The organism is Phaeodactylibacter luteus (assembly GCF_007993045.1).
GTDB classification, from domain to species: domain Bacteria; phylum Bacteroidota; class Bacteroidia; order Chitinophagales; family Saprospiraceae; genus Phaeodactylibacter; species Phaeodactylibacter luteus.
Window position 1 is genome coordinate 79,821 of sequence record NZ_VOOR01000014.1, and the last position, 12,657, is coordinate 92,477.

Annotated in this window: 6 protein-coding genes; all 6 read left to right on the top strand. The window is 54.8% G+C overall.

All coding sequences use genetic code 11. The annotated features are described in order from the left end of the window. Nucleotides 1-82 precede the first annotated feature (82 nt). Entirely contained in the window at nt 83-6,907 is a 6,825-nt protein-coding gene (locus tag FRY97_RS08710) for an SdrD B-like domain-containing protein (RefSeq protein ID WP_147167064.1), read from the top strand. Nucleotides 6,908-7,245: 338 nt separating this feature from the next. Beyond that, nucleotides 7,246-9,387, top strand: a complete 2,142-nt coding sequence (locus FRY97_RS08715; protein WP_147167065.1) for a HEPN domain-containing protein — start codon at nt 7,246-7,248, stop codon at nt 9,385-9,387. Between the two features lie 3 nt (nt 9,388-9,390). Beyond that, nucleotides 9,391-10,161, top strand: coding sequence for a uroporphyrinogen-III C-methyltransferase (gene cobA / locus FRY97_RS08720; protein ID WP_147167066.1), 771 nt, complete (start codon nt 9,391-9,393; stop codon nt 10,159-10,161). Then, nucleotides 10,161-10,766 carry a precorrin-2 dehydrogenase/sirohydrochlorin ferrochelatase family protein gene (locus FRY97_RS08725; protein ID WP_147167067.1) on the top strand — a complete coding sequence of 202 codons (606 nt, stop codon included), beginning with the start codon at nt 10,161-10,163 and terminating at the stop codon, nt 10,764-10,766. The genes cobA and FRY97_RS08725 overlap by 1 nt, the downstream gene beginning before the upstream one ends. Nucleotides 10,767-10,780: 14 nt before the next feature. Further along, on the top strand, nt 10,781-11,485 hold the full coding sequence (locus tag FRY97_RS08730) for a phosphoadenylyl-sulfate reductase (protein ID WP_147167068.1): 705 nt from the start codon (nt 10,781-10,783) through the stop codon (nt 11,483-11,485). A gap of 94 nt (nt 11,486-11,579) precedes the next feature. After that, on the top strand, nt 11,580-12,584 hold the full coding sequence (locus tag FRY97_RS08735; protein ID WP_147167069.1) for an NAD(P)/FAD-dependent oxidoreductase: 1,005 nt from the start codon (nt 11,580-11,582) through the stop codon (nt 12,582-12,584). The last annotated feature ends 73 nt before the right edge of the window (nt 12,585-12,657 follow it).

Genomic DNA, 12,657 nt, shown 5'->3' on the forward strand with positions numbered 1-12,657 from the left:
GTGTTCACAGTTGTCCTGTTCAATCGGGAACTGCTCAGCGAGTAGTGCCAACTTCATTTTCTGCTAACAAATTCATAATCCGATGAAACAACCTTTACCTGTTCAGCCTTTACCGAACTACGCGTGGCGCAAGCCTACGTGGGCAGGCACCTTGCTGGCTTGCTGCCTGCTGCTCGGCGCTTACAGCACCGCCAACGCACAATTTTCTGTTGGGTTCGATGTGACAGAGCCCCGCTGTTTCGCACAGCCTACCGGCAGCGTCACTGCCCTGCCCGCAGGTGGCACTGCCCCTTATTCCTACCTGTGGAGCAACGGGCAAACGGGCCCGACGATTGCAAACATCACAGCCGGATCTTACAGCGTCACCGTGACGGATGCCAGCAGCAACAGCGTTGTCGAAAGCGTGACCGTCACCCAGCCTACCATTGTTAATGTCACCCTTACCGCTACACAATGCGAACTGCCTATAGTCATTACGGCAGTCGGTAGCGGCGGCATACCCGGCTATACCTACAACTGGAACGATGGGCAGAACGGTGCAGAAATCAGCGTCCCTGGCGCTGGCACTTTCTGTGTCACTATGACGGATGAGAACCTCTGCGGGGCCGTACAGTGCATCGATGTCGCATTTACCCCCCTCAATGTCCTGGTGGACGCCAACGACATCTCCTGCCCTGACGAAGAGGACGGCAGCGTTTCCGCCATAGTGACAAGCGGTACACCGCCCTACAATTTTCAGTGGAGCAACGGCGCCACGACACAAACGGTGACGAACCTTGCCCCTGGCACTTACACCGTTACCGTTACTGATGGAGGCGGCTGTACTGATACAGCTACCGGGACAGTAGACAGCCCTCCGCCTATCATTGCCAATATTGACAGCAACGGCCCCACCTGCGTGGGCGAAGGCGATGGCAGCGCAACGGTTTTCGCCACAGGCGGCACCCCGCCCTTTAGTTATCTATGGAACACCGGAGCTACCGGGCCCGCCCTATCTGGCTTGACTGCCGGCACCTACACGGTGACCGTTTCCGACATCAATGGCTGTATCGCGGTAGAGAGCACTACGCTGACGCCCATCTCCAGCCTAAACGCCTCCTTGCTCGTCAATGATGAGTCTTGCCCCGATGCCAACGACGGCACTATGACCGCATTCCCGGTCAACGGGGTACAGCCCTTCTCTTACCTTTGGAGCAACGGACAGACGACCCAAACTATCACCAACCTTGCGCCTGGCGCCTACACGGTTACAGTAACCGACGGCGTGGGCTGTACAGATACAGAAACCGGAACGGTCAACCCGGCTGCCGACTTCGACATCGCGGTCACCGGCAGCGATGTCACCATTTGCGACGGCACCAACGGGTCCGCAATGGTCAATATTATTGCAGGGGAAGGCCCCTTCACCTTTGCGTGGAGCAACGGCGGCACCACACAAATGATCGCCAACCTCAGCGGCGGCACCTACACCGTAACGGTGACGGATGCCAATCAATGTACCGAAGAGGGCAGCGTGCTCATCAATACCCCGCCAGATCTTACCGCTTCCATCACGACATCCGAATCTGCAGTCTGCCTAGGAGAAGCCACTGCCACTGCTACAGCTAACGCAACGGGCGGCACGCCCCCCTTTTCTTACCTTTGGAGCACAGGGGAAACAACACAACAGATCACAGGCCTGGGCGCGGGGACTTATACGGTGACGATTACAGACGCGGCCTTGTGCAGCGATGTCGCATCCACGGTTATTGAAGATGCGCCTGAGCTTTTCGTAACGGTCAGTGGGGACGAATCCGTTTGCGCGCCTGAAACGCTTGGGTTTGCAGCAGCTTCCCCATCTGGAGGCACTCCGCCTTACAACTATTTGTGGAGCAATGGGGAGACAACCCCCTCCATTGCAGGTTTGCCAGAAGGCGAATACAGCGTGACGGTAACCGACGCCCTGGGCTGTTTTGCAACAGGTAGCATTACCATAGATATTGTAGACGACCTAGCCGTAAACGGCACCCGCCAAAGCCCTGATTGCTTTGGGGAAAATACTGGCGCAATTTCCACTGCCCCAACAGGCGGCACTTCCCCCTACTCTTACCAATGGAGCAACGGGGAAACAACTCCTGCCATCCAAAACCTCGCAGCAGGGATCTATACAGTGACCGTGACCGATGCGAACGGATGCGCTGTTGCTCAAACTTTCCTTTTGCCACAGCCTCCTGAATTTACGGCAGCGGCCACGGGCAGTGATTTTGTCTGCCCCGGCGAGTCCAATGGCACAGCAATGGTCATGGCTACAGGCGGCACGCCACCTTATGCTTACCTTTGGAGCAATGGGGAGACCACTCAGATGGTGTCTGGCCTGGCTGCAGGCACGTATACGGTGACGGTGACCGATGACAACGACTGTGAAGCCATCGCTGAAGTCACGCTCGAATCCGCAGAGGGCATTCTGGTCAATATTGATGCCCCTGAGGTCGTCTGTGGCGCAGAAAACACAGGCAATGCAACAGTCACTGCTTCTGGAGGTGTGCCACCTTATACCTTCGAATGGTCAACAGGCGAATCGGATACGAGCATCGAGAACCTGCCTGAGGGCACCTACAGCGTGACAGTGACCGACGCCAATGGCTGCTCCACAGTAGAAGAAGTCTTCATCGAAGTTGTTGAAGATTTTGCGATCTCTATTGTAGCTCGCGACATCCTCTGCAATGGCGACAGCACAGGTACTATTCTGGTCACAGCTACCGGAGGTACAATGCCCTATACTTTCTCTTGGTCTACTGGGCTGATGGAAACCGGCGTAACTCAATCTGAGATCATTGCCCTTCCTGCAGGTATGTATATGATAACCGTGACAGACTCTAATGACTGTATCCTGAGCGAGACCATCAACCTAATGGAGGCAGACCCCATTGTGTTGGATATTGCTGTGACAGACCCGACCTGTGCGGGCGAGGCCGATGGGCAGGCCGTCATCAACTTTTCTGGCGGCAACGTTAGCCCCCCTGCGGTGCCTTATATGGTAGATATCAACGGGGTATCTTACGAAGTAGGCCCTTCAGGCACGCTGACCCTCGATGGGCTTCAAGGCCCGGATACGCTTATCATCCAAACGACTGACGGCAACTTCTGCCAAGTGCTGGACACGGCTATCATTGGCCAGCCCTCCCCTATTGACATTACGCTGTCCCCACAATCCCCACCTTGCAACGGCGACCCTCTGGGCAGCGTGCAAAGTGCTGTCGATGGAGGCACCCCGCCCTATACTTACCTTTGGAGCAACGGTGCCATGACGCCCAGCCTAATGGGCATCAGCGCCGGGAACTATAGCGTGACCGTAACCGATGCGAACGATTGCACTGCTGTTGACAGCGTGATGGTCGTGGAGCCTGAGCTCCTTTCCATCGAGCTTGAAAAACGGGATGTTTTCTGTGATGAAGTCAATACCGGCTATATCGTTGCTACACCTGCAGGAGGCACATCGCCTTACAGCTACGAGTGGAGCAACGGAGCGACAACCGACTCTATCGGAGGGCTTGCACCTGGCCAATACACCGTCACCGTACTCGATGCCAATGAATGTATGATGATGGCCAGCATTACCATCCAAAGTTTCCCTGAGCTCGAGCTTACCCCTATTGCTACAGCGCCAAGCTGTTTTGACGATGCCAACGGCGCAGCAACGGTAGTAGTGAATGGGGGCACCCCTCCATTTACCTTCGAGTGGAGTAATGGCAGTACCGATTCTCTTCAGCTTGGCTTGCCAGACGGGGTGTATACGGTCACCGTCACAGATGCCGTAGGGTGTACAGGCACAGAGGCCATTGCCGTCAGCCAACCTGATGAGCTTATTGCACTGATAGAAGCAGACAGCGTAACCGACGTCAGCTGTTTCGGCTTTATGGACGGGGCAGCAGCGGTCACCGTCAGCGGTGGCACCCCTCCTTATACCTACTTGTGGAGCAACGGTGCTGAGACGCCTGGTATTTCTGGTGTGGAAGCTGGCACCTACACCGTATCCGTGACGGATATCAACGACTGTACTGCTCAGGCGGAAGTTACCATAGGGCAGCCCGGCGAGTTTGTTGTGGCGCTTGATGCTGCTACCGCCGCTACCTGTGAAGATGAGGCCAATGGCGCAATCACAAGCATGGTAACTGGCGGCACTCCGCCCTATGACTACCTCTGGAGCAATGGCGCAACCACTCCAGATATCAGCATGCTCGCTGCAGGCACTTATACCCTTACGGTTACGGACGCTAATGATTGCTTCGTAGCAGCCTTTGTGGATATTGCTGAATTCGACAGCCCTACCTGTACGGTTGAGATAGGACAGGAAGTCACTATGGCCGACAACGGCGCACTGAATGTAGTGGTAAACGGCGGTACTGCCCCATTTGACTTCCTCTGGAGCAATGGCGAAACAACCCCTATCATCACCGGGCTCACACCGGGCACTTACTCGGTTACGGTGACCGATGCCAATGGCTGTACCACCACCTGCGAAGCAACCCTCGACGGTTTTGTGGCAATCGGCAATTACGTATGGGAAGACCTTGACCGCGATGGGCAGCAGGATGGCAATGAGCCGCCTTTCCCCGGTGTTGAAGTGCAACTGAAAGATGCAGGCAACAACGTCATCGCTACAGATACCACAGATGAAAATGGCAACTACCTCTTTATGGAGCTGCCTGCCGGTACTTACTCCGTGGCTTTTGTCCTGCCTGACAGTTTCCGGTTCACCTTCCCCAATATGGGGGATGATGTGCTGGACAGCGATGCCAATCCCAATATGGGCGGCATGACACAGCAGGTCACCCTGATGAACGGAGAAATCGACACCACGCTTGATGCAGGCATCTATTTGCTCCCCTACGATGATATCGAAGACCCTTGTATCTGCCTGAACAACTCCACCACAGATGAGAACGGGCAGTTCTTGGAAATCCTGACTATTTACTCCTATCCGAACGAAAACTGGACCATCGTTGAGCAGGACGGGATGTTCGATATCAACAGCCCGGAGCCTCCGGCACCGCCTATACCGGTATCACCTGGCACCGTCATCCCCGAAAGCGCTACGCCCGGGGCCTACACCTTCTCTTTCAAACTGGTGGATGCAACCCCTTATGTCATCTTTTCGGTGACCAATGGCTTTGACACCCTCACTATCGACAATGTCTGCTTCTACCCTGATATCAACCTGCAGGAGCTTCCTCCCGAAGAGCTTTGCATCTTCGACGAGCCTTTTGTCCCCCAAGCCGACCCAAGCATCCCCGGCACACTGACCTTCTACATCAATGGTATACCCGTGGATGTGATAGACCCGGCAGCTTTAGGCGCAGGCCAATATCAGTTTACGGCGGAGCTTGTTCCAGATGATCCCGTTGAGTGTACCACCACCATCATTACCGATTTCGCCGTTGTAGGAGACTGTGGCTCTACCCTGGGCGATTTTGTATGGCTGGACGAAAACCGGAATGGCATACAAGACCCCAACGAGGATGGCATAGCAGGCGTAATGGTCATTCTGCAAGTGCCAGGCGAGAGTGACCCGATCAATATCGACACCACTTTTACCGATGCCAATGGGCTGTACAGCTTCACCGTTGCCCCGGGCGATTACAAATTGCAGTTCATGCAGCCTTCCGGGCTTGTCTTCACCGAGCCCAATGCTGGAGCTGATGATGCCATCGATAGCGATGTGGACCCCGATATGGGGATGACCGGCATTTATAATATCGAGACGGAAGAAGATGACCTCACTATTGATGCTGGCCTGTATACCAAGTGCGACAACATCACCGATCCCGGGCTCATTGGGCCCAATCAGTTCCTCTGCGGGCCAGGCAATGACCCCGAGCCGATCGTGAACATAGAATCGCCTTCCGGCGGAAGCGGCGAAATTGAGTACTTGTGGATGCGCAGCACCATCGCCGGGCCGTTCAACCTGCAGACTTGGCAAATCATACCTGGCGCTACTGGCGATTCTTACGATCCCGGGCCATTATCTGAAACGACCTTCTTTGCCCGCTGTGCCCGTAGGGAGTGCTGTGTCATTTACCTGGAAAGCAACATCGTAGAAATCGAGGTAGGCAATGTGGCTGTAGCCGATATTGCCGGGCCAGACTTCCTGTGTGTAGATGAGCCGACAACCTTCTTTGCGGCTCAGGCCGGCCCAGGTGCCATCATCGAATGGACATTCGGCCTCGGGCTGACCCCTTCATCCGCTACAGGCCCCACGGCTGAGGTGACTGCCATCTCTCACGGCAACTTTGACATTACCCTCGAAGTGACCGAAAACGGCTGTACCTCTACTCAGACGCAACGCATCACGGCCACTACAAGCCCTATCTACTGCGGGCTGCCTATGCCGCTCAATGTCGAAGTGACCAACGAGGAGCAGGGAGAGGTACTGATCAGTTGGATTGTCGACGAAAACCTCGTTGGCCACAACTTTATCGTGCAGCACTCCCGAGATGGTGAAACCTTTAGCGAGATCGGGCAAGTAGATGAACCCACTGCTTTCTTGGGCAGCATGGGCTACTACGAGTTTGAGCATGAAGCGCCCAAACGGGGGTGCAACCTCTATCGGGTGATCATCATCAATCCAGAAGGGGAAATTTTCTACTCTGAAATCGGAGAGGCCATCCTGGCCAATGACTCCAAGATCGCCCTCCTCTACCCTAACCCTACTGAGGATGTAGCAACCTTGGAAATCTTGGAAAGTTTCGGCGAGGATATTCAGATTGAGCTGCTCAGCGCGACCGGCAATCTGATCTTCTCCCGCAACCTCGAGGTGGATGCCAAAATGATTCAAATTGATACCGATGGCCTGCCTGCAGGCACCTACTTCCTGAAGGTGCGCTATGCCAAAGCTGGCCTCAAAGTGCTGAAGCTCGTCAAACGCTAACCGCACAGTAAAATAGCAGAAAATGTGATTTAAAGGAGCGGCTCCGATTTTCGGAGCCGCTTTTTTGTTTTACACAACCCATTAATAATTAAACAGATAGCAACAAAAAATCTTTTTTATACTAATTTCCTATCGAATTAATATGGTTTTTAATTTTCTCTCCTTATACTTGTGGTAACAAAACAAAGATCTATGCCTATGACAGCCTGCACCCGATACTGCTGTTGTTGCCGATAACCGTGCGAAAGGCTTAGCTGCCTTTGCCCCACAAGCCCTCCCCAATCAAGACTGCATTTCACAAACCGGCACCGCCATTGCGCGGTGGCAATCCCGAGCTCATGTCACAACCCAAAGTAAAAGCTACCGAAGATGCCAAAGACATTGCGGAGCTGCAGCGCCGTATAGCCGATTTCAAAGCCGGCAAAGAAGATGAAGAGCGCTTCAAACTTTACCGCCTGACCAGAGGCGTTTACGGACAACGGCAGTTCGGCGTTCAGATGTTCCGCACAAAAATCCCTTATGGCAAAATCACCTGCAGCCAACTTGAACGCCTAGCTGATATTTCCGAACAGTATACCAATGGCAACCTTCATTTGACCACCCGCCAGAATGTACAGCTGCATTTTGTAAAGCTCTCCGATTCCCCTGCCATTTGGTCGGCGCTCTCAGAAGCAGGCCTTACCGCACGTGAAGCCTGTGGGAACACCGTGCGCAACATCACCGCTTCTGCTGTTGCGGGCATCGACCCGGAGGAGCATTTCGATGTAGCCCCGTATGTACAAGCAGTTTTTGAATACTTCCTCCGCAACCCCATCTGCCAAGAGATGGGGCGCAAAATCAAACCAGCTTTTTCCAGCAGCGACAAGGACTCTGCTTTCACCTATTTCCATGATTTTGGCTTCATCCCCCGCCTAAAAAAAGAGCACGGGGCTTTAGTCCGGGGCTTCAAAGTAGTCGTTGGAGGTGGGCTAGGCGCAGTAGGGGCTATTGCCCAGACCGCTTATGACTTCCTGCCTGCAGACCAGATCATCCCGTTCATGGAAGCCAGTATACGCGTTTTTGACCGCTATGGCGAAAGGGAAAAGCGCCAGAAAGCACGCATGAAGTTTCTGGTCCGGCAGCTTGGGCTGGAAGCCTTCTTACAGCTTGTAGAAGAAGAAATGCCGGGCATCGCCAACCGGGCAGTGCCCATCCGCCCTCCGGAAGAAGAGCTGCCGGCCCTTCCCCCCATAGTGGAAGAGGCCCAACTGCCCGAAACCCATCGGGCAGGCTATGAGCGTTGGAAAGCCCTTAATACCTTCCCTCAGAAGCAGGCAGGCTTTTTTGGTGTTTACATCCGCGTGCCGAGGGGGGATATACACGCAAAGATAGCACGGCCTTTGGCTGAAGTAGTGCGTAGGTTCGCCGCCGATGATATCCGGATTACGGTACAACAAGGGCTACTTTTACGCTTTGTCCGCCCGGAGGCCCTTTCAGCGCTATACCTCGAGCTATGCCAATTGGGGCTCCACCTGCCCGGAGCACAGTCTATCGGGGATATCACGGCCTGCCCTGGGACAGATACCTGTGCGCTGGGCGTGACCAATAGCACTGGCTTGGCGGCCGTGCTGGAGCAGCTGCTCGAAGAAGCGTACCCCCATCTGATGGCAGACAGCGATATCCGCATAAAGATAAGCGGCTGCATGAATTCTTGCGGACAACATATGGCCGCTCAGATCGGCTTCCACGGCAGCTCCATTAAGGTGCCCCCCAGGGTTGTCCCTGCTATGCAAGTCGTCCTCGGCGGCGGGGTGAGCCCCGAAGGGGAAGGCTTCATCGCTCAAAAAGTGATCAAACTCCCTACCCGCCGAATACCAGCTGCACTCCGGCTGTTGCTCGACGATTTTGAAGCCCACGGCGAAGCCCAGCAATTGTTCAACGCCTATGTTCTACAGCAGGGCAAACGGTATTTTTACGACCTGCTCAAGCCCCTGGCTGACACCGCAACGCTTGAAGATGATGCTTTCATCGACTGGGGCCAGGATACCGCTTATCAGCAGGAGATTGGCGTTGGGGAATGTGCTGGCGCGACCTTGGATGTGGTGGGCACGATACTTGCCGAGTCGGCCGAAAAGCTCAAACTTGCTAAGGAAGCGCTGCAAGCCGAAGCGTGGGGCGATGCCATTTACCAGGCCTACACCAGCATGATCATTGGAGCAAAAGCCCTGCTGCTGGCAGAGGACATACGCTGCAACACCCACAAGGGGATACTTGATGACTTCCAACAACACTATATCGCAACCGAAAGGCTCTCCTTCACCAGCGATTTCAAAGCTTATGTCCTGCAGATGAAAACTACCCCGCCCTCCAAAGGTTTTGCCCTGCAATATCTTGCACAGGCCCAGGCCTTCTCGGCATTAGCCCAGGCTGTACGAAGGCAGCAGCTCGAGGAAACCGGTGGGGAAGAGAAACTCGTTATCGACAATTACTACAAAGCCTAACCCATGAAGCACCAACCACACCTCACCTTGGTCGGGGCTGGCCCGGGAGACCCTGATCTGCTGACCCTGAAAGGCGCTAAAGCGCTCCGGCAAGCCAACGTAGTCTTGTACGATGCCCTGATCGACCCCAGACTGCTGCACCATGCCCCGCCCCAAGCCCTAAAAGTGTACGTAGGCAAACGGGCGGGGCAACACCGGGCAACGCAAGGGGAGATCAACCAACTTATCGTGCAATACGCAAAAAGCCACGGGCATGTTGTCCGCTTAAAAGGGGGCGACCCCTTCGTTTTTGGCCGGGGGCAGGAAGAGGCAGCTTTCGCCCGCAGCAAAGGCATAACGGTGGATATTGTGCCAGGCATCTCCAGTTGCATTGCCGTGCCGGAGCTGCAACAGGTGCCGCCTACCCGAAGGGGGTATAGCGAAAGCTTTTGGGTCATTACTGGCACGACGCGCGAGGGCGAGCTCTCTGCAGACCTTGCCTTAGCGGCAAAAAGCACTGCAACGGTCATCGTCTTGATGGGCATGAAAAAAGCTGAGCAGATTGCAGCCCTTTTCGAACGGGCGGGCAAAAGCGCCCTGCCGGCTATGGCCATTTCCAAAGGCTCCACCCTTGCAGAGCAAAGGGCCATCGGTACGGTGGCTACCTTGCCTAAGCTCATTGAAGCCAGGCAGCTCCCATGCCCGGGCCTGCTCGTCTTTGGGGAGGTGGTCCGCCTTCACCCCGAATGGGACTATGAAGCCATTTCCACTGCCCAACTTAAAGAACGTGCCTGATGGAACGCAATACCCTATATCCTGTCTTTTTGAAGCTCGACCGCCTTCGGATGCTCATTGTCGGTGCCGGTGAGGTCGGCTGCGAAAAACTGACCTTTTTGCTGAAAAGCAGCCCGGACGCCCACATCACTGTAGTCGCAAAGGAAGTGCTCCCACCGGTCAGCAGGCTGCTGCAAGAATACCCCTGCGCAGATGTCGCCATCTGTCAAAAGACATTCGCCCCAGAAGACGTCCGAGGCTTTGACCTTGTCATTGCCGCTACCAATTTCCGCGCGCTCAACCAAGAGGTCAGGGCAGCAGCCAAAGCCGCCGGTGCCCTCGTCAATGTGGCCGACACGCCTGCCCTGTGCGATTTCTACCTAGGCAGTATTGTCACCAGAGGGCACCTCAAAGTCGCCATTTCAACCAATGGTCAATCGCCGACCTTTGCCAAGCGTTTCCGGCAATGGCTAGAACAGGTGCTCCCGGAGGATACCCACCTGCTGCTGCAAAACCTGAAAGCGTACCGGGATGCCCTTTCGGGCGACTTTGAGGCCAAGGTCCGTGAGCTCAACGAGCTGACAGAAAGCCTGGTCCGGCCACCTTCAAAATCAACAAAAAGATGACAAGCTACCGCCATATGACTGCAATATCCACCGAAGCTAGTGCCGAACAGCTCAACAAGCTGTTTACCCCTTTGACGTTTGAAGAGCGCATGCGGCTGTTCAACCGCCTTTTCAAAGATGAAGAGGTACTCTATACCTCTTCCTTTGGCACCCGATCGGTCATGCTGCTCCACCTGATTTCCCGCTACCGCCCCCAGCAGAAGGTTTATTTCATCAATACTACGTACCACTTCCAGGAAACCCTGGAATACCGGGATCAGCTCGCGAAGGAGTTCGGGCTTGACGTTGCCGACCTCCTGCCCGATGCAGTACAGAACATGATCACCAGAGAAGAGAAATGGTGGCAGTCCAACCCTGATGTTTGCTGCACCGTCAACAAAGTCCTTCCCCTAGAGCCCATAAAAGCCCGGCATAAAGTATGGATTACCGGGCTGATGAGCTATCAGACCAATTACCGGGCAGGGCTTTCGGTTTTCGAAATGCAAGACGGCATCTTGAAATTCAACCCGCTGATCGATATAGACGAGGGGGAATGGTTTTATTACACCAGCTGGCATCAGCTGCCCAGGCACCCGTTGGAAGCGCAAGGGTATGGCTCGGTAGGCTGTGAGCACTGTACTGCAAAAGGGGCTGGCCGGGCGGGCCGATGGAAAGGCCGGGCCAAGACGGAATGTGGGCTGCACCCTGGGCAACCTGCCAGTCAGCAACAAGAAGCCTGAGCCCGCATGTCAGTTCATTGCAAGAACGGAGCCCTGTTTAAACTCTATCTCTCCTAATCCTGTTGTTTGATTCGAACAACGATAATTCTCGTACATGATCAAAACGGATATTTTAATCATCGGAGCTGGCCCGGTAGGGCTGTTCACAGTTTTTGAGGCAGGATTGGTCCAGCTCCGCTGCCATCTGGTGGATGCACTCCCGCAGCCGGGCGGGCAGCTGTCCGAAATTTATCCCAAAAAGCCTATCTACGACATTCCGGGCTATCCCAGCATCCTTGCGCAGGAGCTCGTGGACAACCTCATGGAGCAGATCGCACCGTTCAAGCCTGGCTTCACCCTTGGAGAGCGGGCAGAATCTATAGCGCGCCTGGAAGATGGCAGCTTCTTGCTGACGACCAGCCGCGGTACTGAGATCAACGCTCCGGTTATCGCCATAGCGGGCGGCCTGGGCTGTTTTGAGCCCCGCAAACCGCCCATCAGCAACTTATCCCAGTTTGAAGATAAAGGTGTTGATTATATCATCCGGGACCCGGAGGCCTACCGCAACAAACGGGTAGTCGTGGCTGGCGGTGGCGACAGTGCACTGGATTGGACCATCTATCTGGCTGACGTGGCGGAAGAGGTCACCCTCATCCACAGGAGAAAGGAGTTCAGGGCAGCCCCCGATAGTGTAGAAAAGGCTTTCCAGCTGGCCGAAAGCGGGCGTATCCGCCTGCTCACTGACTCTCAAGCCATCGGGCTAAAAGGCAATGGAAAGCTTACCGATGTGGTCATCAAGCACAAAACAGAAGGCGAGCTGGTGCAAGCCACGGACCATTTCATCCCGCTATTTGGGCTGTCGCCTAAATTGGGGCCTATAGCAGATTGGGGGCTCAATATCAGCAAGAATGCTATAGAAGTAGATACTCTTGACTACAGCACCAATGTGCCCGGCATTTATGCCATTGGCGATATCAACACCTATGAGGGCAAGCTGAAGCTCATCCTCTGCGGCTTCCACGAAGCGACCCTCATGGTGCAATCTGCGTATAAGCGGATCAACCCGGAAAAGAAGCTCAGCTTCAAGTATACCACGGTGAACGGGGTCAATGGCTTCTAAGCTGCCCTAGCTTGAGATGGACGTAAAAAGCGCCCGTTGTCTCTTACCCTGAGAGATAGCGGGCGCTTTTGCT

Bases quoted from the DNA above. Each gene is read 5' to 3' on its own strand.
- FRY97_RS08730 (WP_147167068.1), top strand. From the start codon at position 10,781: ATGACTGCAATATCCACCGAAGCTAGTGCCGAACAGCTCAACAAGCTG.
- cobA (WP_147167066.1), top strand. From the start codon at position 9,391: ATGAAGCACCAACCACACCTCACCTTGGTCGGGGCTGGCCCGGGAGAC.
- FRY97_RS08735 (WP_147167069.1), top strand. From the start codon at position 11,580: ATGATCAAAACGGATATTTTAATCATCGGAGCTGGCCCGGTAGGGCTG.
- FRY97_RS08715 (WP_147167065.1), top strand. From the start codon at position 7,246: ATGTCACAACCCAAAGTAAAAGCTACCGAAGATGCCAAAGACATTGCG.
- FRY97_RS08710 (WP_147167064.1), top strand. From the start codon at position 83: ATGAAACAACCTTTACCTGTTCAGCCTTTACCGAACTACGCGTGGCGC.
- FRY97_RS08725 (WP_147167067.1), top strand. From the start codon at position 10,161: ATGGAACGCAATACCCTATATCCTGTCTTTTTGAAGCTCGACCGCCTT.